The sequence below is a fragment of the Ideonella sp. genome (assembly GCF_044358605.1).
Classification (GTDB): Bacteria; Pseudomonadota; Gammaproteobacteria; order Burkholderiales; family Burkholderiaceae_C; genus Ideonella.
The window spans coordinates 23,024-49,444 of the sequence record NZ_JBIKNQ010000039.1 but is presented as its reverse complement, the minus strand read 5'-3'; the positions used below and the strand labels follow the sequence as shown (position 1 = coordinate 49,444).

Genomic DNA, 26,421 nt, shown 5'->3' with positions numbered 1-26,421 from the left:
GCATGAAAACCGCACTAAATCGATGAAATTCGGGCTCGATTTCCCGCATCACGAAACGCACTCAACTCAGACTTTAAGTCGGGCGCCAAAGCTGCATGATCAAGGCGGTTTTTCAGCAGCCTGCTAACTGAGAGTGAGCCCTTCATGAGTATGCTGAGTCAATGGAATGTCCGAACGCGCCTGTGGCTGGGCTTCGGCGGGTTGCTGCTGCTAGCCATCGGCATTGCACTGTTTGCTATGCGCAATCTTCAGCAGACCACGGCCGACGTAGAGGACTTGGTCTCTGAGAAGATGGCCAATGTGGCCCGAGCTACGGAGATCAAGGACAACATCAATGTCGTGGCGCGTGGTTTGCGCAATTTGGCATTGATGACTGAGCGCTCTCTCATATCGGACCAGCCTGCCAAAACCGCAGAGCGCAAGCGCATTGACGAAGTCCGGGCACGCAACTCTGTCTTGATCAAAGAACTGCAAGACAAGGTTCAGGACACGCGCGGGCGCGAACTGCTGACGGCGCTGGTGGCCGCACGTGACCCCTACGGCAAGCATCTTGATCGAGCGCTGGAGATCTCGACCACCGGAACCTCCAGCGAGGCCGTCGACTACCTGTTGAAGGACATGAGAACTGTCCAGAGCAACTACTTCAAGGCCATCGACGAATTTGGCAAGGAGCAGCGTGAGCAGATGAAGTCGACGGCAAACACGGTGGGGCAACGTGCCCAGCAAGTGGGTGCTGTGATGATGGGGCTAGCCCTGCTGGCCACGGTAGCAGGATTGGGTCTCATGATGCAGATCAGCCGATCCATCACCCAGCCCTTGGCCCATGCGGTATCGCTTGCTCAACGCATTCGCGATGGTGATCTCGCCACCAGCATTCAGCCCCACTCCCGAGACGAAATGGGTCAGTTGCTGAGCCATATGGCTGAGATGCAGGATTCATTGCGGCAGTTGGTGGCCAATGTCCGCGCCAATGCCACCCAAGTGGCGACAGCGGCCACACAGATTGCGCAGGGCAATCAGGATTTGAGTGCCCGCACAGAGCAGCAGGCCAGCGCTGTGCAAGAAACGTCGTCGACGATGGAGCAGTTGGGCAGCACCGTTAGCCACAACGCGAACAGCACCCGGCAAGCTAACGAGCTGGCGCACACAGCGACCGCCGTAGCGACAAAGGGCGGGGAGGTGGTGGCCCAAGTGGTGGAGACCATGCGCGGCATCAACGAGTCTTCGCATCGCATTGCGGACATCATCAGCGTGATCGACGGCATCGCCTTTCAAACCAACATCCTCGCGCTGAATGCAGCCGTCGAGGCCGCCAGGGCGGGGGAGCAGGGGCGAGGCTTTGCGGTTGTTGCGGGGGAAGTGCGCTCTTTGGCGCAACGATCTGCCGAGGCCGCTCGTGAGATCAAGGGCTTGATCACCGCGAGCGTAGAACGAGTGGGGACCGGCACCGTCCTGGTGGATCAGGCCGGCAACACCATGAATGATGTGGTGCAGGCTATTCGCCAAGTCAGCCAGATTGTGGGCGAGATCAGTGCGGCCACGACCGAGCAGAACGAAAGTGTTCAACAGATCACCCAGGCGATGGGTCAAATGGACCAAGCCACTCAACAGAACGCGGCCCTGGTGGAAGAGTCTGCCGCTGCGGCGATGAGCCTGCAGACGCAGGCCCAGCAGTTGGCGCACACCGTCTCTGGCTACCAAGTCTGACCGCTGGGCCGCAGGACCGCGTTGCGGTCGCCATGGCCACGCAGCCTTTATGCCTCTAGCGAATTAGCTTATTCGCGACTGGACTTTGGGCTTTGGGTGAAGGGGGCGAAGATGCAGCCATTACCCAACCGAATGGTTTGACATGAATGCTGTTGCAACGCCCACGGTAGCCATCGTGGGCGCTGGTTTTTCTGGCACGGCGGTGGCCATGCATTTGCTGGCGCGGCTGCCGCGTCATGCCCGTGTGATCTTGATAGAGGCCGCGCCGCGCTTTGCGCGCGGGGTGGCCTATGGCACCCGCAGCCCCAGCCACTGGCTCAATGTGCCAGCGGGCCGGCTGGGCTGGACGCCGCAGGACGAGGGCGACTTTGTCGCCTGGCTGCAAGCCCGGGGCAGCGACGCGCAAGCGCCGGACTTTGTGCCTCGCATGCAGATGGGGGACTACCTGGCCAGCCGCTTGCAAGATGCCATTGAGCAGGCGCGGCTGCACGGCCCGGTGGTGGAGCGCTTGGCGGCAGAAGTGCTGGCGGTTCACCCACAGAGCCCGGGCCATGCACTTGTGTTGGCCGACGGGAGCACCCTGCAGGTCGACGCCGTCGTGCTGGCCTGTGGCCATGTGCCGCCGGTTGCGCCACCGCTGCCTCACACGGCGTGGAGCGAGCCCGGCTTGGTGGCTGACCCCTGGCAGCCGGGGGCCCTTGCGCATTTACCCGAGACCGGTGACGTCTTGGTGATGGGCACGGGGCTGACCGCCATTGACGTGATGACTTGGTTGCAAGACCGAGGGCATGAAGGGCGTGTGACTCTGCTGTCTCGCCGTGGCTTGCTGCCGCAAGCTCACCGCACCTTAGAGGCTCGCCCGCCGGTGGGCTTATCCCCCGTGGCGGAGTTGGGGGACGAGCGCCGCCTGCGCTTCATGGTCAAAGCCATGCGGCGCTGGGTCGATCAGGCGCAAGCCCAAGGGCGTGATTGGCGGGATGTGATGGCCAGCCTGCGGGCCTGTACGCCGCAACTCTGGCAACGTTTGTCGCTGCGGGATCGCCGCCAGTTCCTGCGTCATGTCGTGCCCTATTGGGACACCCACCGCCACCGTCTTGCCCCCGGCATCCACCGTCGCTTGCAGGCGGCGCGTCAAGCGGGGCATGTCGAGGTGGCGGCGGGGCGCCTGCACAGCTTGCTGCGTTTGCCAGATGGGCAGTGGCGGGCGGCATGGGGCCCCCGCGGCGGTGGCCCGCTCGAGCATCGCGATGTGGTGGCGGTCATCAACTGCACGGGGGCTTCGACCAGCCTGCGCGCAGCGACCACGCCCTTGCTGACGCAGTTGCGTCAAGACGGGCTTTTGTGTGCGGACGCCCTGAACCTGGGCCTGCAGATGAGTGGGTCTACCCAGCCTGTGGCGGCCAACGGCCAGACCACGCCCGGCCTGTATTACGTCGGCCCCATGCTGAAGGCCGACCGCTGGGAGGCCATTGCCATCCCTGAATTGCGTCAGCATGCACTAGAGGTGGCCGAGGCCGTGCTCAAAGACCTGTCGGTGTGCAGCGTCTGAGCGCCGAGCGGGCCGCTAGGCCCGCGTCGGCTTCAGGGCTTGCTCAGGCCAGCGCATCCTTCCAGATGGTGCGAGCCCAGTTCCAGGCGTAGCGGCCTTCTTGTTCGCTGGGTGCCACTGACAAGCCACCCGCACCGGCCACGGGCTTGAAGGTGCGCTCTGCCGCCACGTACTCATGCACGCTGGCCACATGCACCACACGCTGGCCGTCTACAAAGCTGTAGCAGGTGTTGGTCAGCACGGGGGCAGGGTTCAGCTCCCAACCCCGCAAGCGGGAGATCGCAGCCGCAGCAGCCACCTTGCCATGGTTGTTGGCCATGTGTCCGCTCTTGGGCATGCCCGGCGCAATCTGGATTGCGTCGCCAATGACATGCACATCGGGCAGCACGGTCGACTCGAAGCCTTGGTAATGCACACCCGCCCAGCGCTGGTTCGCCAGGTTGGCCAAGCCGCTGTCCAGCGCGATACGACCCGCCCGCATGGGCGGCAGCACATTCAAGACGTCGGCGCGGAGGTCTTCTTGCACCTCAAAGCGCAGCGTCTTGCTGGCGCCATGCACGCCCACCAGCTTGTGCTGCGGCCGGTACTCGACCAGGCCAGGGTAACTCTCGGCCCAGACCTTTTTGAACAGCGCGCCCTTGGAGGTGACATCAGGGTTGGCATCCAGGATTAAGACCTTGGAGCGCGGCTTGTACTGCTTGAAATAAGCGGCCACCACGCTCGCCCGCTCATAGGGGCCAGGTGGGCAGCGGTAGGGGGCTTCGGGGATGGTGATGGCAAACACGCCGCCGTCCGGCAGGGCTTCCAATTGGCGGCGCAGCGCCAAAGTTTCTGCGCCGGCCTTCCAGGCATGCAGGGCTTGGCCTTGCTCGTGGGCTTGGCGCAGGCCTTCCACGGCATCAAGGTGCAGGTCAATGCCGGGCGAGACGATCAGTCGGTCGTAGCCCAAGGTCACACCCGAGGCGAGGCGAAGCTCATGCTTGGCGGCGTCGATGGCGGTGACCGAATCACGCACCAGAGTCACGCCTTCACGGCGCAAGCCCTCGTAGGACACGCTCAAGTCGTCCAGGCTCTTGTGGCCCGACAACACCAGATTGCTCAAGGGGCAACTGATGAACTGTGGGTTAGGTTCGATCAGCACCACCTGCACTTGATGGGCCGACAAGAGGCGCAAGTAGCGTGCTGCCGTGGCGCCACCATAGCCACCACCAATGACCACCACCTGGGCCTTGCGGGGCAGCGGCGTGGCACAGCCTACCAAGCCCAAGCCACCCGCCACACTGGCGGCGGCCAAGAGAGTTCGACGTTGCATCGTCGCTCCTTCAGCGCGGCTGAGCCGCAAAGTATTGAGCCAACTGTTCGATCTGAGCAGGCGTGTAGCCCTTGGCAAGCTGATGCATCACCGTGGCTGGGCGCGTGCCATTGCGAAACGCATTCATTTGCTCGATCAGGTAGGGGGCAGCCATGCCCGCAAGGCCAGGCACCTCGCTGCGCTCAACCGCGCGGCCTTGGGGGCCGTGGCAGTTGGCACAGGTGGCGGCCAGCGCGGCACGCTGCAACTCGTTGGGGGTGTTGGCAGCGACGGCTGGCAGAGCCAGCAACGCAGCCGCAAGACAAAAGAGAGATCGCATGGGGATGTCCTTCACAAGTCAACGGCCGGGCTTCTTGATCACGATCTGGTCGTAGATGCCACCGTCATCGAAGTGCTCTTTCTGGGCTTTCTTCCAGCCCCCAAAGACTTGGTCGACGGTGAAGGTCTGGACCTTGGGAAAGTCTTTGGCATGGGCGGCCAGCAACTTGGCATTGCGAGGGCGCAGATGGTGCTTGACCGCCAGCGCTTGGCCCACATCTGACCACAACCATGCCAGGTAGGCCTCTGCGACCTTGCGGGTGCCACGACGATCCACCACCTTGTCGACCACCGAGACCGGGTTCTCGGCCAAGATCGTGCGTTCGGGGTAAATCACTTCAAAGTCGCCCCCAAACTCGCGTTGGATCAGCGGCACTTCGCTCTCGAACGTCACCAGCGCATCGCCCAGTTGACGTTGGGCAAAGGTGGTGGTGGCCGCGCGGCCACCGCCATCCAGCACCGGCACATTGGCAAAGATGCGCTCTACCAGCGCCCGCGCAGCCGCCGGGCTGACGCCGTTCTGTACCGCCGCGCCCCAGGCCGCCAGATAGGTGTAGCGGCCATTGCCCGAGGTCTTGGGGTTGGGAATGATGACGGAGATACCCGGTCGGCCCAGGTCAGTCCAGGTACGAATGGCCTTGGGGTTGCCCTTGCGCACCAAGATGACCGAGATGGAGGTGGTGGGCGAGGCGTTGTCTGGCAGGCGCTTGGCCCAGTCGGCGGGGACCAGGCCGCCACGGTCATGCAAGATGTCGATGTCATTGGCCTGGTTCATGGTGATGACATCGGCCTCCAGGCCGTCGGCCACGCTGCGGGCCTGCTTGCTGGAGCCGCCGTGGGATTGGTTGAGCACCAGGACTGCGCCGGTCTGCTTCTTCCAATGCGCAGCAAAGGCGGCGTTGTACTCTTTGTAGAACTCTCGTGAGACGTCATAGCTGACGTTGAGCAAGCTGGTGCCCGCCAGGGCTTGGCTGCTCCACCACAAGACGGGGGCCAGAAGCGCTGCGCGACGCGAACGAGATAAAGCGATGGACATGACGAAGCGTGCCAATAAAGAGGTTCGGGCTCGCACTGTAGGCGAGCCCCTTTGTTCCGCCAAAGAACTGTTTGGCAGATGCTTATGCCGCCACAGACTCAGCTCAGATTGACCGGGGCGGCGTGCAGCAAGTTCAGCTTCTTGGGGATGAGCTTGAGCTCAAAGAAGGTGTCGGCAATTTGCTGCTGCTCTGCCAAGATCTCGCGCGTCACCGGAGCGGTGCCAAAGGCCGCGCGGCTCAAATACAGCTCGGTGATGCTGGTGTCCAGACCCAGCACCTTGGAGAGCTCGGCCGCAGCGGCGGGCTTGTTGGCCGCCACCCAGGTGTCGATGGCATTGATCTCGCGGATGGCGATGCGCAGCACATCCACATTCTTGGTGGCAAAGTCGCGCGAAGTGAAGTAATAGCCCCGGTTGTTCACCACGCCGCTGGCATTGACGAGCAGTTGGGCGTCCAAGGTCTTTTGCGCGGCGGCCAAGAAGGGGTCCCAGATGATCCAGGCGTCGATGGCGCCTCTTTCAAAGGCGGCGCGGGCGTCAGGCGGGGCCAAGAAGACCGACTGCACATCGTTGTACTGCAGGCCATGCTTCTGCAGCAGTTTGACCAAGAAGTACTGCACGTTGGAGCCCTTGTTATAGGCCACGCGCTTGCCCTTGAGATCGGCCACCGTTTTGATGGGCGAGCCCTTGGGCACGATGATGGCTTCAAGCTGTGGGCGGGGCACGGTAGCCCCGGCATAGACCAGCGGGGCACCCGCAGCCTGCGCAAAGATGGGCGGCGCTTCGCCCACGTCGCCAAAGTCAATCGAGCCCACGTTCAGTGCTTCCAATTGCACCGGACCGGCATTGAACTCGGTCCAGGTGACGCTCACGCCCAAGGGCGCGAGTTGCTTCTCCAGCGTGCCGCGTCCTTTCAAGATGGACAGCCAGCCTTTTTGGTGCCCGATGCGCAAAACGCGGGGGCCTGTTTGGGCCTGTACGGCGCTGCTGCCAGCGGCGGCCAAGGCCAAGCCTGACAAGCTGCTGGCCAACCATTGGCGACGCGAGAACAACGAATGCATGATCAAACTCCTTATGAGTTGGGAGGCATCGAGAGCGGCCTCTGTCGGATGCATGTTGTCTTGGCCTGCAGGGCTTGTGAACAAACAAGAACGAGTTTGCTCATGCAGTGAGGTGGCGTTCCATGGCGGTGCCCCTGATCCTGTATTCGGAGGCAGTATCCCGACCCAGGCTGAGTGCTTCATTGACGACCTCCCGCGTCAGCGGCGGAGCAAACGCCCGGATGAACTCGTAAGCAATGTCCCGCAGAGCTTCGCCGCGTCTGACGGCCAAGCGCGTGATGTTGGCGGCGAAGAGGTGTCTGCCGTCCAGCGCCACCAAGGCTTGGTCCCGCTCGGGTTGATGCGCAATGGCGGCGATGATCCCGACGCCCAAGCCCAACTCCACATAGGTCTTGATGACGTCGGCGTCCATGGCTTCCAGCGTGAAGTTGGGTTTCAGTCCTGCCGCTGCAAAGGCCTTGTCGATATTGGTTCGCCCGGTAAAGCCAGGCTCATAGGTGATGAGGGGGTACTGAGCCAGCCGCTCCAGCGTCAGTGGGCTTTGCAAACGAACCAGCGGGTGGCCCTTGGGGACCAAGACCATGTGCGTCCAGTGATAGCAGGCCAGCGTGCTCAGCTCAGGGTAGCTGGCCAAGGCCTCGGTGGCGATGCCGATGTCTACCGTACCGTCGAGTAGCAGCTGTGCGACTTGCTTGGGTGAGCCCTGGTGCAGGTGCACCATGACCTCTGGGTGAGCGGCCCTGAAGTCGTAAACCGCATGCGGCATGGAATAACGAGCCTGTGAGTGGGTGGCCGCAATGCCCAGTCGACCGGACTGCTCACTCTGAAAGTCTCGCCCGACCTTGCGCAGCCGCTCGGCGTTGTCCAGCATGCGCTCGACAATGGGCAGCAAGCGTTTCCCTTCAGTCGTCAACCCCGTGAGCCTCTTGGATTGGCGGGTGAACAGATCGAGCTTCAGCTCTTGCTCAAATTCACGTATGTGGCGGCTGATCCCGGGTTGAGAGGTGTGCAGCACATTGGCCACTTCGGTCAGATTGAACTCCTGCCTGACTGCCTCACGAACCGATCGCAATTGTTGAAAGTTCACAGCCCATCTCCCTGAACACACGAAAGGGAAGATTGTCGAAATCAGGCGGCCGAAGCAGAAGGAATGATTCCGACTGTGGTCATGCGGATTGGGTTGTGCGTGTTGAGGCGCGCCCACAAAAAAGGCCCTGTGAAGACAGGGCCTTGATGGAAGAGCAGTCCGTGTTTCAGGCGGTGGCTGCGAACCTCGTCACCCGTCGCGGACGCAGATGCACAGCGCTGCCATTCTCTAGCTTAAGTTCAGCGCGCAGCGCTTGCCAGGCCTCGCGGCTGAGCTCCACATCCACATAGCTCCCGTCGTCGCGCTTGAACTCCAGGCGCGTGTTGGGGCCTACGGTGAGCGCTTGGGCCAGGGTTACAGCCCAGGTGTCGTCCGCAGGAGTGGTGACGATGTCCAGCTCGTGCGGGCGTACATAGCTGACTTCCTCGCTGGGAGCGCCTCGGCCATGGAAGAGGTTCACATCGCCCAGGAACTTCAGCACAAAGGGGGTGGCGGGGTGGTCGTAGACCTCGTCCGGGCTGCCTTCTTGCTCGATGCGGCCTTGGTTCATCACCACAATGCGGTCGGCCACTTCCATGGCCTCTTCTTGGTCGTGGGTCACAAACACGCTGGTGACATGCATTTCGTCGTGCAGGCGGCGCAACCAGCGGCGCAGCTCTTTGCGCACTTTGGCGTCCAAGGCGCCAAAGGGCTCGTCCAGCAGCAGCACTTTGGGCTCCACCGCCAAGGCGCGGGCCAGGGCCACGCGCTGGCGCTGGCCGCCAGAGAGCTGGTGTGGGTAGCGCAGCGAAATAGCGTCGAGCTGCACCAGCTTGAGCAGGTCCATCACCTTGGTGCGGATGGCGGCCTCTGAGGGGCGGGTGGCGCGTGGGCGCACCCGCAGGCCGAAGGCGATGTTCTCGAAGATGGTCATGTGACCAAACAACGCATAGTGCTGGAACACAAAACCCACGTTGCGGTCACGCACGTCGTCGAAGGTGGCGTCTTCGCCGTGGAAGTGCACACTGCCTGAGTCGGGTTGCTCCAGCCCCGCAATGATGCGCAGCAGCGTGGTCTTGCCCGAGCCCGAGGGGCCAAGTAGCGCGACCAGTTCACCCGAAGGGATGGTCAGGTTGAGGTTGTCGCAAACGGCCAGGGTGCCGAAGCGCTTGTTGAGGTTTTTGACTTCGATGCTCATGGGGGGCTCACACGGTTTCAGCTCGGGCCGAGCGCTTCTCGTGCTTCACACGTTGCTCGACGATGTACTTCAGCACCAGGGTGACCAGCGCCAGGGCGGCCAGCAGCGAGGCCACCGCAAAGGCGGCCGCAAACTGGTACTCGTTGTAGAGAATTTCAATGTGCAGGGGCATGGTGTTGGTGGAGCCCCGGATGTGGCCGGAGACCACCGAGACCGCCCCAAACTCGCCCATGGCCCGTGCATTGCACAAGATCACGCCGTAGAGCAGGGCCCACTTCACATTGGGCATGGTCACGCGCCAGAACATTTGCCAGCCGCTGGCGCCCAGCACGCGGGCAGCTTCTTCTTGCTCTGCGCCTTGGGCTTGCATCAGCGGGATCAGCTCGCGCGCCACAAAGGGGAAGGTCACGAAGACGGTGGCCAGCACAATGCCTGGCACGGCGAAGACGATACGCAGGTCGTTGTCGCGCAGCCATTCGCCAAACCAGCCTTGCAGGCCAAACACCAGCATGTAGATCAGGCCGGCGATGACGGGGCTGACGCTGAAGGGCAGGTCGATCAAGGTCAGCAGCACGCTTTTGCCACGGAACTCGAACTTGGCAATGGCCCAGGCGGCTGACACCCCGAACACGAGGTTCAGCGGCACCGAAATAGCAGCGGCAATCAGGGTCAGCTTGATGGCGGAGATGGCGTCGGGCTCGGTGATGGCTGCAAGATAGACATCCCAGCCCTTTTTGAAGGCTTCATGGAAGACCGCCACCAAGGGCACAAACAGGAAGAAGGCCAGAAAGGCCATGGCCAAGGCGATCAGCGTCCAGCGAACCCAGGCGGGTTCTTGGTTGGCGGCCAATGCGGACCGCGTAGCGGACTGAGGGCGAGGCGACGAACCTGGGGCCAAGGCGGCGGAGGGGGAGGTCACGGGAGTGGCTGTGTTCATGGTCTCAACGGCCTTGGCGTTTGCGGGTCCAGGCCTGCAGGAGATTGATGGCCAGCAGCAGCACGAAGGCGGTGACCAGCATCACCACGGCAATCGCGGTGGCACCGGCGTAGTCGTATTGCTCTAGCTTGGTGATGATGAGCAGGGGTGTGATCTCACTGACCATGGGCATGTTGCCGGCAATGAAGATGACCGAGCCATACTCGCCCAAGGCGCGGGCAAAGGCCAAGGCAAAGCCCGTCAACAGGGCTGGCATGATGGTGGGCAGAATCACATTCCAGAAGGTTTGCAGGCGGGTGGCGCCCAGCGTGGCGGCGGCTTCTTCCAGCTCTTTTTGCAGGTCTTCCAGCACGGGCTGCACGGTGCGCACCACAAAGGGCAGGCCGATGAAGGTCAGGGCCACAAACACGCCCAGCGGCGTGAAGGCCACCTTGAAGGGCAGCAGCTCACCGATCCAGCCGTTCTGCGCATACAGGGCGGTCAGGGCAATGCCCGCCACGGCGGTGGGCAGGGCGAAGGGCAAGTCCACCAGGGCGTCCACGATGCGACGGCCCGGAAACTCATAGCGCACCAAGACCCACGCTACCAAGAGGCCAAACACGCCATTGAGCAGTGCGGCCGCCAGCGAGGCTCCAAAGGTCAGTTGGTAAGAGGCGACCACACGGGGCGAGGCCACGGCGTCGACAAATTGACTCCACGTCAGCGTGAACGTCTTGAAGAACACCGCCGAGAGCGGGATCAGCACCACGATGCTGAGGTAGAGCACGGCAAAGCCCAAGGCCAGGTCGAAACCAGGCAGGACGCTGTGGCGCTTTAAAAGAGTTTTGGACAGCAGCACGGGAGGAATCACTTCAAAGGAAGGCGCGATGCTAGGCAGTGCGCTGAAAACGCGGAACGAAGTAAAACGCGCTTGCTTATGCAAAAAGCAAACAAGCCCGCTGAAAGCAGGCTTGTCAGGCGCTCACTGCTGGATTACTTCTTGGTGTAGATCGCGTCGAACAGGCCGCCATCGGCGAAGTGGGTCTTCTGAGCCTTGGCCCAACCGCCAAACACTTCGTCAATGGTGAAGAGCTTGATCTTGGGGAAGAACTTTTCGTACTGCGCGGCCACCTTGGGGTCGGTCGGGCGGTAGTAGTTTTCGGCCGCGATCTTCTGGCCTTCTGGGCTGTAGAGGTGGTTCAGATAGGCGGTGGCCACCTCACGGGTGCCGCGCTTGTCCACCACTTTGTCCACCACCGTCACGGGCGGCTCGGCCAGCATGCTGATAGACGGCACCACGATCTCGAACTTGTCTGGGCCCAACTCTTTGACGGCCAAGAAGGCCTCGTTTTCCCAGGAGATGAAGACATCGCCAATGCCGCGCTCCACAAAGGTGATGGTGGAGCCGCGCGCACCTGAGTCCAGCACCGGCACGTTCTTGAACAAGGCCGTCACGAACTCACGGGCCTTGGCTTCGTTGCCGCCCGGCTGCTTGAGGGCATAGCCCCAGGCGGCCAGATAGTTCCAGCGCGCACCGCCCGAGGTCTTGGGGTTGGGGGTGATGACTTGCACGCCAGGCTTCACCAGATCGCCCCAGTCTTTGATGGCCTTGGGGTTGCCCTTGCGTACTAGGAACACCAGGGTCGAGGTGTAGGGGCTGCTGTTGTGCGGCAGGCGCTTTTGCCAGTTGGCGGGAATGAGTTTGGCCTTGGCTTCCAACTCGTCAATGTCGTAGGCCAACGCGAGGGTGACGACATCGGCTTCCAGGCCGTCAATCACCGAGCGGGCCTGCTTGCCCGAGCCGCCGTGCGATTGCCTCACGCTGAGGTTTTGACCCGTCTTGGCTTTCCAAACGGCGGCGAAGGACTTGTTGAAGTCTTGGTAGAGCTCACGGGTGGGGTCGTAGGAGACGTTCAACAGCGTGATGTCCTTGGCGTGGGCCAAGGGGGCGGCCAGAGCGAGAGCCAGGGTGCTGAGAGCCGCCAGAGTGACGCGACGAGACAACATGAATCAATCCTTTGAGGTGTCAGGCCGAACGAGGTGTCGGCATGGGAGGGATGCTATGAATGGCCGCTCAATGAGGGAACGAATCAAATCGTTGCTGCTTATGCGGTTTGTGCGCTTGGTGGTGTTCAGGTGGCAAAGCGCAGTGTGTTGACGCGGGGCGGATGCACGCGTTGGTGCTCTGCTTCCAGCGTTTGGGTCATCTGGTTGATCCATTGGCGGGCCAGCGGCCAAGGGCCGTAGCCAGATTCCGGGTTGATGTGGCCAGCCTCACCGGCATCCACCAACTGGCTGCCCCAACGCTGGCCGTAGTAGCGCGCGTCAGAAGCACTCATCCATGGGTCGCTGCGGCTGTAGATGAGGGTGCTGGGGCAGGGCAGACCTCGGTCCAGTTGGCCTTCTGGGATCTGAAAGCGATCAGGGTTGGCAGGGGCCACCAGGAGTGCGGCTTGCAGGCCGCGACCGCGCTGCTGTAGATAACGCGCCAAGGCCAAGCAACCAAAACTGTGGCCCACGGCGATCCAGGCCTCTGCGGGTCTTTCGGGGTTGAGCAGTCGCACCCTGGCCGAGGGCTCTGCCACCGTGCATGGGCCGACTGACACCGGCCGCGCCTGCGACTCGGTCAGGGTCCGGTCTATGGCCTCTACCCAGTCGTCCAGATGTGGCGCGCTCCAGTTGGGAACTCGCACACGCACCGCGCCGGGGTGCTGACGCTCCAGCCAGCTTTGCCAATGCTCAGGGCCGCTGCCATGCAGGCCCGGCATGATCAGCAGGCGGGTGTGGAGTTCAGACCACGCCATGAAGGGCTCCTTGTTGCTTCGTTTTAAAGGGTGGCGATGGAGACTTCGGTGGACTTGACCAAGGCGACCACGTCGCGGCCCACCTTCAGGCCCAGCTCATGCACGGAACGCGTGGTGATGACCGAGGTGACGATGAGCCCCGACGGGGTCTCGACATCGACCTCGGAGACGACCGGGCCTTCGATGATCTCGCGGACCTTGCCGCGGAACTGGTTGCGTGCGTTGACGGCGATGATGCTCATGGGAACTCCTGCAGTTGAGACAGTGATAGGAATGGGAGAAGTGGCCTCAGGCCGAGATTCGGAAAGGAACGCTTTGGTCCACTTGCTGGCGGGCAGCGGCTTCGGGCACCTGCACGTAGAGGGGAACGCGCTGACCAAAGGGGTCGGTCAGCCAGACGCAGCCGTGACTAAGCAGCTCTTCCGCAAGGCGTTGTGGGTCCACGCTGAAGCCGGCAATGCGCAATTGGTGCGCGGCGTTCATCAACAGCCGGATGTCGCGCTGAGCCACAGCTTGACGCAAAGCCTGTCCGGTGAAGGGCAGCTTCAGGGGCCGGGTGGGGTGGGCTGAGGTGGGGGTGTCCATGGCTCACATGGTGCGAGCGGTGGACCATTCAGGGAACGAATGAAAACGGTCATCGTCATGCGAAAACCGCATATGCGAAGCGTCAGGTGTCTCACCGCTAGGGTGCAGGCAAAGCCAAGAGCGCTGCAGCGCGAACGCGCTCTTCACCACTGAAGCGCTGCAGTAGGGCGCGCTGAGCCTGCTGGCGTTGCAGGTCGCTCAGTTCGGGCGCGCTGTTGATGCGCTGAAGTTCCACCCTCGCTTCGGACAATCGGCTTTGCCACTGTTCTTGCAGGGCCTCTTCTTGAACCAATCGGGCCAGGGCGGCTGGGTCCAACGTGCTGCGGTCAATCAAGGTTGAACTGCGTGGCCCAGAGGCCTGGGTCATCTGCAGGATTTGGGCTTCCTCTTGCGCGTAGAAGGCGTCGGCCCAGACTCGGCCCAGAGCGCTGCGGCGGGCGATCTGGCGCTCGGCCAGTGCAGCGGAGATGCTCTGAGGGTCTTGCGGGTTCACCTGGGTGCTGAACTTCACTTGCTGAAGTTCAAGGTAGCGCCGCCACAGCTGCATCACCTCGCGCGCGGCGGCTGGGCTCAGGGCTTGCTCGGCCTGGGTTTGAACCAGGGCGCTGATGCGCTCGATGGGCTGTTGGCCCAAGAGCTGCAAGAAGTAGTCGAAGCGGCGCCTCAGGGCGATGTCGGGCACCAACTGGCCTTGGGCGTTGACGCTCCAGCTGCCGTCCACACTGCTGCCGCGCAGAGGGCTGTCTTGGGCCAACCAGGTGGCCATGGCTTGGCCCGGTGCGCTGGCGGTCTGGCTGCCCGCTGAAGCTTGAGAGGCTGAGATGGAGGGGCTGTCCGTTGCTGGGGCAGCGGCCTTGCTGGCCGGTGTGGTGGGGCTGGGTGCGGCCGATGGATAGGCCCACCACACCGCTGCAGCGGCGCAGCCCAGCGCCACGATGACCAGCAAGGGACGCTTCATGGGCTTACAGGCCGGTGTTCTTCAGGCGGTTGGCTTGGACGCGATAGAACTGCACCGGGTCGGGGGTGAACCAGCCCCGCAAGCCAAAGGCTTGATTGACTTCGTCCATGTGGTTCCAAGGGTAGGTGTCGCTCAGGACGGTGCCCCAGCGGCTGGAGCAGCGGCTGACCACGCCGTCATTGGCTTCACCAAGAAACACCACCGACGCGGCGAGCAAGAAGCCGTCGCTCAGGTCGAACAGATTGGTCCAGACACTGATGCCGCCTGCCGAGTAGTAACGCACGCCGTTCACCACTTCAGGGCCGGTGCCGCAGGTGCTGGTGGGGCTGCCTTGGGGAAAGCGGCGGTTGAAGTCAGCCGCGCCCACGGTGTTGAGAGACTCCAGCGTGCCCAAGGCGTTTTGGGGCAAGGTGGGCGAGCCGGCCATCCAGGCAATGGCAGTCCCCAAGGCGTTGACGATGCTGGCGACCAAGGGGGTGGTGCCGGTGGCACCAGTGACGCCCTTCACCACATCAGCGACCTTGCTGCCCTGATGCGGTGTGCCCATGGAGGTGACCGAAGCCACCAAGCTGGGCTCGACAGCGGCCACATAGCGGGCCGTGGTGCCGCCATGGCTGTGGCCGATGATGTTGAATTTTTGGTAGCCATAGGCGGCCTTCAGCTGGCGCAGCGTGGCACGCAGTTGCTCGCCACGCTCTTCGGTGGTGCTGAAGGGCGACACCATGGGGGTGAAGACCGTGGCGCCGCTGGCCCGCAGGCTGGCAGGCACATTGAAGAAGTAGTCCACCGGCCCGATGGCGTCAAAGCCTGACATGCCATGCACCAGCACGATGGGGTAGCGCGTCTTGGTGTAGGTGTCTTGGGCCATGGCCACCTGCGCAGACAAGGCCAGCGCGGCGGATGCCAGCAGGGTGCGAAATCTCAACGACATCTCTTTGTCTCCTGGCGCCGGCGAACAAGGGCAGCAACAGGTCGGCGCCCCCTGATGCTGAGGGCGCAAGTGTGTACGAACGGTCGTGCTTTTTTATCGAGGGCAAACCCTTCGCCTGGGAGTTTCCCTGCTCAGTGCTAGAGAGTGATCCCTAACGCGCGGGATGTGGGTCAGTCCTCGGCGTAGTTCACCGCTTCTCGGTAGGCATGCCAAGTGGCATGGCCAGTGATCGGGCCGACGATCAGCAAGCCAGCAAACCAGGGCAGCAGGGCGGCTACCACCAACACCGTCAGCAGAAAACCCCACCACAGCATCACGCCCGGTTGGGTCAGCACAAGTTTGAAACTGGTCAGCCCGGCGGTGATGGCATCGGTGGGCCGGTCAAGAATCATCGGGATGGAGATCACGGTGACCGCAAAGATCAGGCCAGCAAAAAACGCCCCCACCAACACATAGGCGACGATGAAATTGATGTTTTCAGGGTCGAGCAAGGCCAAGAGCGAACCCTTGAAATCAGGCATGCCATCAAAGCTGACGGCGAAGACGATCAGCGAGGCGCGGCCCCAGATCATCTCCAAGACCAAAAGCACAAAGCCAAAGATGGCCAGTGTGCCGGTGCGGGTGTCCCAGGCCAGCAGGCTTTGGCCAAAGTCAGGTTTCAGGCCTTGCTCTAACTGCTTGCTGACATGGTAGAGGCCCAAACACATGAAAGGCCCCATCAGCAAGAACCCGGCGGAGAGGGCCAGGGTATAGGCTGGAGCGGACTCGAAGACCTTGAGCAAGGCCCAACCCATGGCCATGAAGCAGGCGCCATAGAACAGACCGATGCCGGGGGCGCGGATGAAGTCCTTGAAGCCCAGCTTGATCCATCTCAAGGGGGCGCCCCAACTCAGCGGACGCAGTTGCAAGGATTGACGGGCGACGGCCGCGTCAGTTTCAGCAGGGAGGGCTGCGTCGGCGTGTGGGGTGAGTTCGTTGTCGGAAGGGGTATCAGCCTGCATGGGGCTTGAGCTTACGCATGCGCAGGCTCGGCGTCCAGCGGGCACACCCGCCCTGGGGCAAACCCACCCCAAGGCTGGCGTTCAAAGCCCTAAGGCTTCAGCCCACTGGGGCTGCCACAAGCGGCAGGTGTGGCGCAGGCTGAAGATCAAGGTCTGGTTGACCTCGGGCTGGCCAATGCGCAGGGCTTGGGCGGCGTTGCGCACCTCCAGCGGCGGCAGGGTGTCCGAGGCTTCGGCCAGCTTGACCCAAGGGTTCAGATCGCCCCGGCCATTGAGCGATTCCTTGACCCGCAGCGGCAGATGCAGCAGGCGGGCGACCTCGTCGCCACTGAGTTGCAGGACAGCAGGCAGGGTAGAGACTGCCGCCGCCATGAAGGCCAGATCACGCAGTTCGGGGTCCGCTTGGTCGGCCATCAAATGGGCCAGGAACAAGGCTCGGTAAGTGGCCGGGAAGCCCAAGGTGCGACCCAAGTGGCGACCGATGACCAGGGGCAGCATCAAGGCCGCAGCGCGCACCAAGTGGGCGCGTCGCGAGAGGCTCAGCGCCTCGGCCAGCGAACTCATCGGGGGATGCCCGTTCATCGTGGTCAGAAAGCTGGCAATGCGCATCAGGTGATCGGCTAAGCCCCGGTGGCGCGCCAGTGCTTCTTGCAGCACCGTGGCCGAGGAGCCGTGCATCAGCAGGCTGAAGAACTCCATGGCGCCCAAAGAGCGGTGGTCGGCCAAGGCCGAACTCGTCTCGTTGGCTGAATGGGTGGCCCACTCGTGGCCGACCACGCCAAAGGCGCCCAGCTCAAAGGAGGCATCCACCTCTTCAGGGGAGTTGCATCGCTCATGCACAAACGGCGTGGTACGGATGGCTTGGTAGGCGGCACCCAAAGGGTCCATGTGGCGACGCTCATCATTGCGGTCGAACAGCACGCAACTGACGCGCTGCAACAGGCGGGTCGGCACCTTGGCGCTGGGGCGGCCATTGATGATCAGGTCTGGCCCACGCGAGCTATTGGGAGGCAAGTCCGAGCACCACACGTCGTCAGAGGCCAGAAACACCGGCACTTCCAGCAGCAGCTCGCGCGGGCTTTCCAGGGTGAGCAGGCGTTGTAGCCAGCGGTCGTTATTGACCCGAACCCAGATGGGGCATTTGATGTCGGCCAAGTGCGTGCACAGGCTCTTCCAGACCAGCAGCACATCAGCGTCGGTGGCATGCTCGCGGCGCTGGATGTTCAGGCGGATGGACAGAGGCTCCAAGCTGCGCGCATAAACAGGCGCCACGCTCATGGTGCAGCAGTCCAGGCCCTCGGTGTCTATGCCCAAGTCGGCCAAAGAGGAGTCGGCCAGGTTGAAGGCCAACGGGTCAAAGGGGGTGAAGCCCGAAGAATGCGGCGAGCGGGCGCGGGCATCGTCCAGCAAGCCCCAAGTGGAGGGCTGGGTGCGGGTAGCGGTGGCGCGTTGAGAGGCAAGCAGGCGGTTTTTCATGGGTGCTCCGTGTGAACGAAACCCCAGCCCTGTGCGTGTCGAAGACACGCCCCTCAGGCCAAGGCAGTGCTCAGAGTCACCACGTTAGCGCCCGAACGCCTCGACCTAAACCCGATACAGCAGGCAAAAAACCCGGCAATAGTGCCCGGCCATGTGGCGTCCCTGCTGCCTTAACTCCGCCGTACGCGCAGCAACTCGTCCAGGATCAGGCCAATCGCGCCACCAGTGATGGCCATGTCGGCCACGTTGAAGCTGGGGAAGTAACCCCCATGAAACACGGGCGAAAGAAAGTCCCAGTGGAACTGCAAGAAGTCGACCACATAGCCGTGCCAAATGCGGTCGGTGACATTGCCAACGGCGCCGCCCAAGATGAGCGTGACGGCCAAGCAGAACAACTTTTGATCCGGGTGGCTGCGCAGCATCCAGACGATGACGCAAGAGGCCACCGCGCCCAGGCCCACGAAGAACCAGCGCTGCCAGCCTGAGGCATCGGCCAAAAAGCTGAAGGCAGCCCCTGTGTTGTGCACCCTCACCACATTGAAGTAGGAGGTGACGGTGACGCTGTCACCCAATTGGAAGTTGCCGACGATCAGCACCTTGGTGAACTGATCCAACAAGATGATGACAGCCGCCATGCCCAGCCACAGCCAGAGGCTGGGGCTGGAGGAGCGGCTAGAGAGCGAGAGCTTGCGGGCCATGATGATGAGACTCAGGCGATGTGGCGGGTTTCACCTGCGCCATGCAGGTTGCTGACGCAACGGCCGCACAGGCCTGGGTGCTCCGGCTGCTGCCCGACATCATTCACATAGTGCCAGCAGCGCTCGCACTTGGGGGCGGTGCTGGGGCTGACCTGCACGGCCAGCTCCGCGCCGTCTTCCACGCTGACGGCGGAGGTGATGGTGACGAACTTCAGGTCGGCGCCCAAGCCGCGCAGCAAGGCGGCGTCTTCTGCGTTGGCGGTGATGCGCAGCGTGGCTTGCAGCGAGGCGCCCACTTGGCCCGCCGCGCGCAATGCTTCGATCTCCTTGTTGGCCACATCGCGGATGGCGCGGATGCGAGCCCACTTGGCCAGCAGTGCCTCATCGGGTGCGTTAAAGCGGCTGAAGGTTTCAAAGAAGATGGAGCCTTGGCTGGCGCTGCCCACCAGGGTGGGCCAGGCTTCTTCAGCGGTGAAGCTGAGGAAGGGCGCCATCCAGCGCAGCATGGCGTGGGTGATCTGGTGCAGGGCGGTCTGGGCACTGCGGCGCGCCAAGCTCTTGGGCGCGGTGGTGTAGAGCCGGTCCTTCAGCACATCCAGGTAGAACGCGCCCAGGTCTTCCGAGCAGAAGACTTGCAGCTTGCTCACCACCGGGTGGAATTCATAGCGCTCGAAGTGGGCCAGGATGTCCGCTTGCAGCTCGGCCGTGCGGGCCAGGGCCCAGCGGTCGATCTCCAGCAACTGGTCTGCGGGCACGGCGTCGGTGGCGGCATCAAAGTCGCTCACATTGGCCAATAAGAAGCGCAAGGTGTTGCGGATGCGGCGGTAGGCATCCACCACGCGGGCCAGGATCTTGTCATCGATGTTGAGGTCGCCCGAGTAATCGGTGGCGGCCACCCACAGGCGCACGATCTCAGCGCCCAGCTTGGTGGTCACGCTTTGCGGCTCGACGGTGTTGCCCAGGCTCTTGCTCATCTTGCGGCCTTGGCCGTCGGTGGCGAAGCCGTGGGTCAAGAGGCCCTTGTAGGGCGCGCGGTCATAGAGCGCGCAGCCCAGCAGCAGCGAGCTGTGGAACCAGCCGCGGTGCTGGTCATGGCCTTCCAGGTAGAGGTCGGCCTCCGGGCCGCTCTCGTGATAAGGCTTGACCGCATAGGCGTTGGCATGGCTGCCGCGCAGCACGTGCTGGAAGGTGGAGCCCGAGTCGAACCACACCTCCAGGATGTCGGTGCTCTTGGTGTAGTGCGGGGCGTCTTCAGCGCCCAGGATCTCTTCGGCCGTGACGCGGCTCCAGGCCTCGATGCCGCCTGCCTCCACGATGTCGGCCGTCTGGTCCAAGATGGCCATGGTGTTGGGGTGCAGTTCGCCCGAATCCTTGTGCAAGAAGAAGGGCACGGGCACGCCCCAGGAGCGCTGGCGCGAGATGCACCAGTCGGGCCGATTGGCGATCATGTCGCGCAGGCGGGCGCGGCCGTTCTCGGGGTAGAAGGCGGTCTGATCAATCGCGTCCAAGGCCAACTGCCGCAGGGTCTTGGGCGCTTTGTCTTGGGTGAACACGCCCTCGCCCTCGTCCATGCGGATGAACCACTGTGCAGCGGCGCGGTAGATCACCGGCGTCTTGTGGCGCCAGCAGTGCGGGTAGCTGTGGGTGATGCTGACTGTGGCCATCAGGCGGCCCGCGTTCTTCAAGGCCTCCAAGATGACGGGCACGGCCTTCCAGATGTGCAGGCCGCCGAACAGCGGGAAGTCGGCCGCATAGGTGCCGTTGCCCTGCACCGGGTTCAGGATTTGGTCGTAGCGGATGCCGTTGGCGATGCAGGAGTTGAAGTCGTCCACGCCATAAGCGGGCGAGGAGTGGACGATGCCGGTGCCGTCGCTGTCGCTCACATACTCGGCGATGAAGACGGGCGAGAGGCGGCGGTATCCTGCGTCAACGTCATAGAGTGGGTGGCGGAAGTTCAGGCCACCCAATGCGCGCCCTTTGCACTCGCCCAATCTGCGGTACCGACTCACACCGTAGCGCTTGAGAATCTCGGGTCTAAGGTCTGGAGCGGACGGCACAGCTCGCCCGTCCACGAAATCTGGACTCGACCGCACATACTCCGGCGTTTCCACCAGCTTCTTGGCTAATACGAGGATTCCCTTGTCAGTTTCGACCAAGGCATAGTCGATTTCTGGGTGGACATTCAGCGCCTGGTTGGCAGGGATGGTCCAGGCGGTGGTGGTCCAGATCACCGCGAAGGCGCTTTGACCCGCCGGCAAGGCGGGCAGGCCGAAGGCGGCGGCCAACTTGGCGCCGTCGTCGGTCTCAAAGGCGACGTCCAGGGTTTCACTCTTTTTGTCTTGGTACTCGATCTCGAACTCGGCCAAGGACGAGCCGCAGTCAAAGCACCAGTACACCGGCTTCAGGCCACGGTAGACAAAGCCACGCTCGATGACGCGCTTGAAGGCGCGGATCTGGCCGGCCTCGTTGGCCGGGTCCATGGTGCGGTAGGGGCGCTCCCAGTCGCCCAGCACGCCCAGGCGCTTGAAGTCCTCGCGCTGCTGGTCGATTTGTTCGGCAGCGAAGGCGCGGCTCTTGGCCTGCATGTCGTCGCGGCTGAGATTGCGGCCATGCAGCTTTTCGATGGCGTTCTCGATGGGCAGGCCGTGGCAGTCCCAGCCGGGGATGTACTGGGCGTCAAAACCACTCAACTGGCGGCTCTTGACGATCATGTCCTTGAGCACCTTGTTCAGCGCATGGCCGATGTGCAGCTTGCCATTGGCATAGGGCGGGCCGTCGTGCAGCACGAACAGCGGGGCACCGGCGCTCGCATCGCGCAGGCGCTTGTAGAGGCCAGCATCACCTTCGTGCGCGTTCCACTGCTGCACCCAGCCTGGCTCGCGCTTGGGCAGATCGCCGCGCATGGGGAAGGCGGTGTCGGGCAGGTTCAGGCTGCTGGCGGGTTTGTCGGCAGCGGGTGTCTTTTTGGCGTCGGTCATGGCGCGGGGTCTCGATCAAGGTGGGCGCAAGTGCTGCGCAGTGGCTGGTAGAGCCACAGAGGGCTGACGAGGGGGTCAGCGAGAGGCCAGCGACTTTGCGCTGGCAGCGCAGGCAGGGTGCCCCTAGGGCTGGGCTACGCCCAACCTATCCCCCAAGGGGAGCAAGAAAATTTGGGGCGGCCCGGCGCTTTCTTTCGAGCGCCAAATTCGATCGCGCGTGGTCTGCCGACGGGTGCAGGCATGGCCACGGGCAGCCGGAGAGGCCCATGGCCGGAGCAAAGGAGCAGCGCGGGTGAACATGGGCCTCATTCTACCGGGCCGCCCACCAGGCTCTGGCATCGACCACATCTTGGGCAATGCCGGCCACCAGCGCCTCCAGGCCGTCGTACTTGCGCTCGTCGTGCAGCTTGTGCAGCAGGTCCACCTGCAAGATGCGGGCATAGCCGGCGTCTAGCGCCAGGCCTGCAGGCCAATCGAGGCAATGCACTTCCAGCAGCACGCGCCCGGCGTCCTCGATGGTGGGCCGCACGCCCAGCGAGGCCACGCCGGCCAAGGGCTCATCGGTCAGGCCATGCACTTGCACCACAAAAATGCCTCGGGCGGCTGGGCGATGCGAGGGAAAGCGCAGGTTGAGCGTGCGAAAGCCCAGGTCGCGCCCGAGCTTGCGGCCGTGCACCACGTGGCCGCTGATGCTGTAGGGGCGGCCGATCAAGCGCGCGGCTTGCACCATGTCGCCGGCCGCCAGGGCCTCACGCACGGCCGAGGAGCTGACCCGCAGGCCATGGACCTCATAGCTCATCATGCGCGCCACATCAAAGCCTTTGCTGGCGCCTTGCTCGTCGAGCAGGGCATAGTCGCCGGCCCGCTTGGCCCCGAAGCGGAAGTCATCGCCCACCAGCACATAGCGGGCGTTCAGGCCCTGGCACAGCACTTTGTCGATGAAGTCCGTGGGGCTGAGGCCGGCCAGGCGGTCGTCAAAACGCATCAGCACCACGTCGTCCACCCCGCAGCGCTGCAGCTCGGCCAGCTTGTCGCGCAGCGGCGCAATGCGCAGTGGCGCCAACTCGGGCTTGCCTGCCTTTTGGGCAAACCAGTCGCGCGGGTGGGGTTCAAAGGTCATCACGCAACTGCGCAGGCCACGGTGGCGGGCCTCGTTGGTCAACAGTGCCAACATGGCTTGGTGGCCACGGTGGACGCCGTCAAAGTTGCCGATGGTGAGGGCGCAGCCTTTGTCGGCTGCTGAGCGGGGGCGTTGGGCCCGGTAGATTCGCATGGCGCTGGATTATCCCGCCTGCGGCAGCCACTGGCTCAGCAGGGCGTGCAGGGTGGCTGGTTCGAAAGGTTTGGCGAGGTAGCCGTCCATGCCGGCCGCGAGGCAGCGCTCGCGGTCGCCCTGCACGGCATTGGCCGTCAAGGCGATGATGGGCAGGCGGGTTTGGGTGGGCTGAGCGGCCTCCAAGACCCGCCAGCGGCGGGTGGCTTCCCAGCCGTCCATCTCGGGCATCTGGCAATCCATCAAGACTAGATCGGGGCGGTGCTGCTCTAGGCTCGCCAAGGCCAAAGCACCGTTGGCGACGGTGCTGACCTGCAGCCCGAAGTGCTCCAGCAGGGCTTGCGCCACCATGGCGTTGACGGGTTGGTCTTCGACCAGCAAGACCTCACCCTTCAGGGGCGCCAAGGGCGCGCCTGCGGGGTGTGGGGGCGCCTCAGGCGCTGCCGTGGGCACGCAGCGCAGGGTGAAGCCAAAGCAAGCGCCGCCGCCCGGCGCAGGGCGGCAGATCACATCGCCGCCCATGGCTCGCGCCAGCTCGCGCGAGATGGTCAGGCCCAGCCCCGTGCCGAGGGGGCCTTGGGTGCTGGTGGTAGCACTCTGCTCAAAGGCCTGGAAGATGCGTTCATGGTCGGCCTGCGGAATGCCCGGCCCAGAGTCCAGCACCTCAAACCGCAACTGCCGTGGCTCTGGTGCCGATGCGCTGGGCGACAGCGACACACTCAGGCTGACCCGGCCACCGCTCGGCGTGAACTTCAGGGCATTGCCCAAGAGGTTGTGCAGCACCTGCTTGACCCGTGCGGCGTCGCACAGCACATGGGCGGGCAGGTCTGGCGAGAGCTGGACTTGCAAGCGCAAGCCTCGGTCGGCCGCTAAGGCGGTCAGCAGATCGGTGACCTCATGGACCATGGTGGACAGGGCGGTGACCTGGGGCTGGAGGTCGATACGCCCGTGCTCGATGCGGGAGAAGTCCAGCAGGTCGCCCAGCACGGTCAAGAGGTGGTCGGCTGACTGTTTGACCACGCCGAGTCGCTCGCCTTGCTTGGCCTCCAGAGGGTCCAGACGCATCAGCGCCACAGTGCCCAAAATGCCGTTGAGCGGCGTGCGTAACTCGTGGCTGACAGTGGCCAGGAAGCGGCTCTTGGCCGAGCTGGCATGGCGGGCCAGGGCCAGCGCGTCCCGCTGGCTGGCGGCGATGGCGCTGTTTTCAAAGCGCAGGCGCAGCAACTCCAAGGCGCGCCGTTCACTGCGAATGGCCTCGACGCTCAAGACGGCGAAGTACAGTGCCAAGCCGCCCACCACATGCCAAGACCCGTATTGCCCACTGAAGGCATAAGCCAGAGCGATGGGCAAGAGCCCGATCGCCAAAAAAGGAATGGCGAGCTGGCGATAGTGCAGCAATGGAAAGAGACTGACGGCGGCCACGCCAACGATGCCCGCCAAAATCAAGCCATCGACCAGCAAATGGCCGGACTGTGAAAACAGCGCGCCCATCATGCCCCAGCTGATGGCGTCCACCAGCAGCACGGCGGTGAAGATGAACAACCATCGGCGCATATGAAGACGGCGCTGGGGCGCGCGCGCGAAGCTCAGTGACACCAGCAAGCGCACCAAGCCGATCGCCATCTTGCTGAGGCACCAACCCCAGGCCATGGCCGCGCCAAAGTAGGGCTCCACCACATGCGCAACCACGAGAGCGAAGACCAAGCCAGCGATGACGGGAGCGACGGCCCCGGCATGCAAGGCCTGCAGTCGCTCGAAGGCAATGTCCTCAGCGATCTCCGACTTGGAGCTGGGCCGCCAAGAACCCTGCGAGTCGGTGTGGTCTGACGCTGGTTCGGGGGCGTTCACGGGGGGCTCCAAGGGCGGGCGTTGGGGCGCGTGCGGGCTGGCTTACTTGGGCCAGCCGTCGACCCAGCGCCATTGGCCTGCGGGCAAGTCGGGCGGCAGCACCAAGTGACCGAAGCTGCTGCGGTGCAGGGTTTCGACCCGGTTGCTGACGGCGGCCACCATGCGCTTGACTTGGTGGTATTTGCCTTCTGTCAGGGTCAGGCGCAGATGGTGTTCACTCACGCGCTCGCAGGCCGCAGCCTTGACGGGTTGTGGGTCGTCATCCAGCACCACACCGGCCAGCAGGCGCTCGACCTGCTCATCGCTGATGGGGTGTTTACAGCCGACTTCATAGACCTTGGGCACATGGTGCTTGGGCGAGGTGAGCTTGTGGATGAGGGTGCCGTCTTCCGTCAGCAGCAGCAGTCCGGTGGTGTCTTCATCGAGCCGGCCAATCGGCTGCACGCCCCGGTTGCGCAGCGGCGGAGGCAGCAGGGTCATCACACTGGGGTGGTGTTTGGGCTTTTGCGAGCATTCAAAACCTGCAGGCTTGTGCAGCAAGATCAAGGCCTTGGCATGGAAGGGCCAGGGCTTGCCCTCCACCGTCAGCACCAGGCCGTCGGTGTCCAGGTCCTCATGCGGGTCGTCCAAGACGCGGCCTTCATGGCGCACCAGGCCCGCATCAATCATGCCGAAGCAGACTCGGCGCGTTCCAAAACCTTGGCTGAAGAGAATCTGGCTGAGTTTCATGGGCCAGACTGTAGCCGCTCAGGGCAGGTCTTGATGGGCGGGTAGGCCCGGTAAGCCGGTGGCGGCCCGTATGGCGTTGAGCACGGCCTGGGCCGTGACCTCGGCGGCCAGGCTGCCCAGCACGCTGGGCTCCACGGTTTTGCCCGCCGCACCGGTGGCCAGCGAGAACATCACGTCACCGTCAAAGCCGGTGTGGACGGGTGCAATGGTGCGGGCCAAGCCGTCATGGGCCATGGTGGCGATGCGCTGCATCTGAACCTTACTCATCACGGCATCGGTGGCCACCACGCCGATGGTGGTGTTGGCGCCGGCCAGCAGCGCGGTGGGCCACTCACCGGCCTGCAGGGCGGCCAGGGTGTCTCTGAGGCCGCCTTGGGGCGAGCGTGCACCGGCCAGCAAGCGGCCGCTGGCTGGGTCGCGGACATCGCCCACCGCATTGACGGCTACCAAGGCCCCCACCGTGATGCCGTGCACGGTGACGGAGGCCGTACCGATGCCGCCCTTCATGGCCCACTGCGGGCCAAACAGTTTGCCGACGGTGGCGCCGCTGCCTGCGCCCACGTTGCCTTGATCGGACGTTGCGGTGCTGGCAGCCTCACAGGCAGCATAGCCTGCGGCGGCATCTGGGCGAATGCGGCCGTCGCCCACCCACAGGTCAAACAGCACCGCAGCAGGCACGATGGGCACGCGGGCTGTGCCCACGGCCAAGCCGTGTCCGCGTTCGTCCAGCCAACGCATCACGCCGCTGGCGGCATCCAGGCCAAAGGCGCTGCCGCCACTCAAGACAATGGCATGGACCTGCTGCACGGTGTTGCTGGGGGCGAGCAGCTCGCACTCGCGTGTGCCGGGCGCCGCCCCTCGCACATCGACACCGGCCACCGCCCCCGCTTCGCACAAGACCACGGTGCAACCCGTGGCGCGCTGGGGGTGCGTGAAGTGCCCGACCTTGAGGCCTGCGACGCGGGTGATGCTCATTC

At 63.6% G+C, this 26,421-nt stretch carries 24 protein-coding genes; 2 read left to right on the top strand and 22 right to left on the bottom strand.

The features are described 5' to 3' along the window. Positions 1 to 144: 144 nt before the first annotated feature. Together ACIQ3Q_RS14360 and ACIQ3Q_RS14355 are read left to right on the top strand one after the other, a co-directional pair. Complete coding sequence (locus ACIQ3Q_RS14360; RefSeq protein WP_396269815.1) at positions 145 to 1,707, top strand: methyl-accepting chemotaxis protein; 1,563 nt, start codon at positions 145 to 147, stop codon at positions 1,705 to 1,707. A gap of 142 nt (positions 1,708 to 1,849) precedes the next feature. Beyond that, entirely contained in the window at positions 1,850 to 3,256 is a 1,407-nt protein-coding gene (locus ACIQ3Q_RS14355) for an FAD/NAD(P)-binding protein (protein ID WP_396269814.1), read from the top strand. A gap of 43 nt (positions 3,257 to 3,299) precedes the next feature. Here ACIQ3Q_RS14355 and ACIQ3Q_RS14350 read toward each other — a convergent pair whose 3' ends face one another. From ACIQ3Q_RS14350 to ACIQ3Q_RS14245, 22 genes are all read right to left on the bottom strand, one after another. Next, on the bottom strand, positions 3,300 to 4,568 hold the full coding sequence (locus tag ACIQ3Q_RS14350) for an NAD(P)/FAD-dependent oxidoreductase (RefSeq protein WP_396269812.1): 1,269 nt from the start codon (positions 4,566 to 4,568) through the stop codon (positions 3,300 to 3,302). Between the two features lie 10 nt (positions 4,569 to 4,578). Beyond that, positions 4,579 to 4,887 carry a c-type cytochrome gene (locus tag ACIQ3Q_RS14345; protein ID WP_396269811.1) on the bottom strand — a complete coding sequence of 103 codons (309 nt, stop codon included), beginning with the start codon at positions 4,885 to 4,887 and terminating at the stop codon, positions 4,579 to 4,581. A gap of 18 nt (positions 4,888 to 4,905) precedes the next feature. After that, entirely contained in the window at positions 4,906 to 5,922 is a 1,017-nt protein-coding gene (locus tag ACIQ3Q_RS14340) for a sulfate ABC transporter substrate-binding protein (protein ID WP_396269810.1), read from the bottom strand. A gap of 98 nt (positions 5,923 to 6,020) precedes the next feature. Further along, positions 6,021 to 6,983, bottom strand: a complete 963-nt coding sequence (locus ACIQ3Q_RS14335) for a sulfonate ABC transporter substrate-binding protein (RefSeq protein WP_396269809.1) — start codon at positions 6,981 to 6,983, stop codon at positions 6,021 to 6,023. Positions 6,984 to 7,083: 100 nt separating this feature from the next. Beyond that, complete coding sequence (locus ACIQ3Q_RS14330) at positions 7,084 to 8,070, bottom strand: CysB family HTH-type transcriptional regulator (RefSeq protein WP_396269808.1); 987 nt, start codon at positions 8,068 to 8,070, stop codon at positions 7,084 to 7,086. Between the two features lie 166 nt (positions 8,071 to 8,236). Further along, entirely contained in the window at positions 8,237 to 9,247 is a 1,011-nt protein-coding gene (locus ACIQ3Q_RS14325) for a sulfate/molybdate ABC transporter ATP-binding protein (protein WP_396269807.1), read from the bottom strand. A 7-nt stretch (positions 9,248 to 9,254) separates the two neighbouring features. Continuing rightward, on the bottom strand, positions 9,255 to 10,184 hold the full coding sequence (gene cysW / locus ACIQ3Q_RS14320; protein ID WP_396269806.1) for a sulfate ABC transporter permease subunit CysW: 930 nt from the start codon (positions 10,182 to 10,184) through the stop codon (positions 9,255 to 9,257). Positions 10,185 to 10,188: 4 nt separating this feature from the next. Beyond that, positions 10,189 to 11,022: a sulfate ABC transporter permease subunit CysT gene (cysT, locus tag ACIQ3Q_RS14315; protein WP_396269805.1), complete on the bottom strand. Its 834-nt coding sequence runs from the start codon at positions 11,020 to 11,022 to the stop codon at positions 10,189 to 10,191. 134 nt (positions 11,023 to 11,156) lie between these two features. Further along, a complete protein-coding gene (locus ACIQ3Q_RS14310; protein ID WP_396269804.1) occupies positions 11,157 to 12,170 on the bottom strand; it encodes a sulfate ABC transporter substrate-binding protein in 1,014 nt (337 codons plus the stop codon). Positions 12,171 to 12,295: 125 nt separating this feature from the next. Next, positions 12,296 to 12,967 (bottom strand): RBBP9/YdeN family alpha/beta hydrolase, encoded by a 672-nt coding sequence (locus tag ACIQ3Q_RS14305; protein WP_396269803.1) that lies wholly within the window; start codon positions 12,965 to 12,967, stop codon positions 12,296 to 12,298. A 23-nt stretch (positions 12,968 to 12,990) separates the two neighbouring features. Beyond that, positions 12,991 to 13,209, bottom strand: coding sequence for a molybdopterin-binding protein (locus ACIQ3Q_RS14300; protein ID WP_210809184.1), 219 nt, complete (start codon positions 13,207 to 13,209; stop codon positions 12,991 to 12,993). Positions 13,210 to 13,255: 46 nt separating this feature from the next. Then, positions 13,256 to 13,552, bottom strand: coding sequence for a hypothetical protein (locus ACIQ3Q_RS14295; protein WP_396269802.1), 297 nt, complete (start codon positions 13,550 to 13,552; stop codon positions 13,256 to 13,258). 97 nt (positions 13,553 to 13,649) lie between these two features. Continuing rightward, a complete protein-coding gene (locus ACIQ3Q_RS14290) occupies positions 13,650 to 14,510 on the bottom strand; it encodes a lipase chaperone (RefSeq protein ID WP_396269801.1) in 861 nt (286 codons plus the stop codon). A gap of 4 nt (positions 14,511 to 14,514) precedes the next feature. Further along, positions 14,515 to 15,441 (bottom strand): esterase/lipase family protein, encoded by a 927-nt coding sequence (locus ACIQ3Q_RS14285; RefSeq protein WP_396269800.1) that lies wholly within the window; start codon positions 15,439 to 15,441, stop codon positions 14,515 to 14,517. Positions 15,442 to 15,611: 170 nt separating this feature from the next. Continuing rightward, positions 15,612 to 16,442: a DUF2189 domain-containing protein gene (locus ACIQ3Q_RS14280; RefSeq protein ID WP_396269799.1), complete on the bottom strand. Its 831-nt coding sequence runs from the start codon at positions 16,440 to 16,442 to the stop codon at positions 15,612 to 15,614. Positions 16,443 to 16,523: 81 nt separating this feature from the next. Next, positions 16,524 to 17,918: a hypothetical protein gene (locus ACIQ3Q_RS14275; RefSeq protein WP_396269798.1), complete on the bottom strand. Its 1,395-nt coding sequence runs from the start codon at positions 17,916 to 17,918 to the stop codon at positions 16,524 to 16,526. Between the two features lie 170 nt (positions 17,919 to 18,088). Then, on the bottom strand, positions 18,089 to 18,616 hold the full coding sequence (gene lspA, locus ACIQ3Q_RS14270) for a signal peptidase II (protein ID WP_396269796.1): 528 nt from the start codon (positions 18,614 to 18,616) through the stop codon (positions 18,089 to 18,091). An 11-nt stretch (positions 18,617 to 18,627) separates the two neighbouring features. Further along, positions 18,628 to 21,594, bottom strand: coding sequence for an isoleucine--tRNA ligase (ileS, locus tag ACIQ3Q_RS14265; RefSeq protein WP_396269795.1), 2,967 nt, complete (start codon positions 21,592 to 21,594; stop codon positions 18,628 to 18,630). Between the two features lie 310 nt (positions 21,595 to 21,904). After that, positions 21,905 to 22,867, bottom strand: coding sequence for a bifunctional riboflavin kinase/FAD synthetase (locus ACIQ3Q_RS14260; protein WP_396269792.1), 963 nt, complete (start codon positions 22,865 to 22,867; stop codon positions 21,905 to 21,907). Positions 22,868 to 22,876: 9 nt separating this feature from the next. Then, on the bottom strand, positions 22,877 to 24,715 hold the full coding sequence (locus ACIQ3Q_RS14255; protein ID WP_396269791.1) for a response regulator: 1,839 nt from the start codon (positions 24,713 to 24,715) through the stop codon (positions 22,877 to 22,879). Positions 24,716 to 24,757: 42 nt separating this feature from the next. Further along, complete coding sequence (locus ACIQ3Q_RS14250; protein ID WP_396269790.1) at positions 24,758 to 25,444, bottom strand: 16S rRNA pseudouridine(516) synthase; 687 nt, start codon at positions 25,442 to 25,444, stop codon at positions 24,758 to 24,760. 18 nt (positions 25,445 to 25,462) lie between these two features. Further along, positions 25,463 to 26,419: a P1 family peptidase gene (locus tag ACIQ3Q_RS14245; protein WP_396269789.1), complete on the bottom strand. Its 957-nt coding sequence runs from the start codon at positions 26,417 to 26,419 to the stop codon at positions 25,463 to 25,465. Positions 26,420 to 26,421 lie beyond the last annotated feature (2 nt).

Coding starts and splice junctions, on each gene's coding strand:
- ACIQ3Q_RS14360 (WP_396269815.1), top strand. CDS start 145: ATGAGTATGCTGAGTCAATGGAATGTCCGAACGCGCCTGTGGCTGGGC.
- ACIQ3Q_RS14355 (WP_396269814.1), top strand. CDS start 1,850: ATGAATGCTGTTGCAACGCCCACGGTAGCCATCGTGGGCGCTGGTTTT.
- ACIQ3Q_RS14350 (WP_396269812.1), bottom strand. CDS start 4,568: ATGCAACGTCGAACTCTCTTGGCCGCCGCCAGTGTGGCGGGTGGCTTG.
- ACIQ3Q_RS14345 (WP_396269811.1), bottom strand. CDS start 4,887: ATGCGATCTCTCTTTTGTCTTGCGGCTGCGTTGCTGGCTCTGCCAGCC.
- ACIQ3Q_RS14340 (WP_396269810.1), bottom strand. CDS start 5,922: ATGTCCATCGCTTTATCTCGTTCGCGTCGCGCAGCGCTTCTGGCCCCC.
- ACIQ3Q_RS14335 (WP_396269809.1), bottom strand. CDS start 6,983: ATGCATTCGTTGTTCTCGCGTCGCCAATGGTTGGCCAGCAGCTTGTCA.
- ACIQ3Q_RS14325 (WP_396269807.1), bottom strand. CDS start 9,247: ATGAGCATCGAAGTCAAAAACCTCAACAAGCGCTTCGGCACCCTGGCC.
- cysW (WP_396269806.1), bottom strand. CDS start 10,184: ATGAACACAGCCACTCCCGTGACCTCCCCCTCCGCCGCCTTGGCCCCA.
- ACIQ3Q_RS14310 (WP_396269804.1), bottom strand. CDS start 12,170: ATGTTGTCTCGTCGCGTCACTCTGGCGGCTCTCAGCACCCTGGCTCTC.
- ACIQ3Q_RS14305 (WP_396269803.1), bottom strand. CDS start 12,967: ATGGCGTGGTCTGAACTCCACACCCGCCTGCTGATCATGCCGGGCCTG.
- ACIQ3Q_RS14300 (WP_210809184.1), bottom strand. CDS start 13,209: ATGAGCATCATCGCCGTCAACGCACGCAACCAGTTCCGCGGCAAGGTC.
- ACIQ3Q_RS14295 (WP_396269802.1), bottom strand. CDS start 13,552: ATGGACACCCCCACCTCAGCCCACCCCACCCGGCCCCTGAAGCTGCCC.
- ACIQ3Q_RS14290 (WP_396269801.1), bottom strand. CDS start 14,510: ATGAAGCGTCCCTTGCTGGTCATCGTGGCGCTGGGCTGCGCCGCTGCA.
- ACIQ3Q_RS14285 (WP_396269800.1), bottom strand. CDS start 15,441: ATGTCGTTGAGATTTCGCACCCTGCTGGCATCCGCCGCGCTGGCCTTG.
- ACIQ3Q_RS14280 (WP_396269799.1), bottom strand. CDS start 16,442: ATGCAGGCTGATACCCCTTCCGACAACGAACTCACCCCACACGCCGAC.
- ACIQ3Q_RS14275 (WP_396269798.1), bottom strand. CDS start 17,918: ATGAAAAACCGCCTGCTTGCCTCTCAACGCGCCACCGCTACCCGCACC.
- lspA (WP_396269796.1), bottom strand. CDS start 18,616: ATGGCCCGCAAGCTCTCGCTCTCTAGCCGCTCCTCCAGCCCCAGCCTC.
- ileS (WP_396269795.1), bottom strand. CDS start 21,594: ATGACCGACGCCAAAAAGACACCCGCTGCCGACAAACCCGCCAGCAGC.
- ACIQ3Q_RS14260 (WP_396269792.1), bottom strand. CDS start 22,867: ATGCGAATCTACCGGGCCCAACGCCCCCGCTCAGCAGCCGACAAAGGC.
- ACIQ3Q_RS14250 (WP_396269790.1), bottom strand. CDS start 25,444: ATGAAACTCAGCCAGATTCTCTTCAGCCAAGGTTTTGGAACGCGCCGA.
- ACIQ3Q_RS14245 (WP_396269789.1), bottom strand. CDS start 26,419: ATGAGCATCACCCGCGTCGCAGGCCTCAAGGTCGGGCACTTCACGCAC.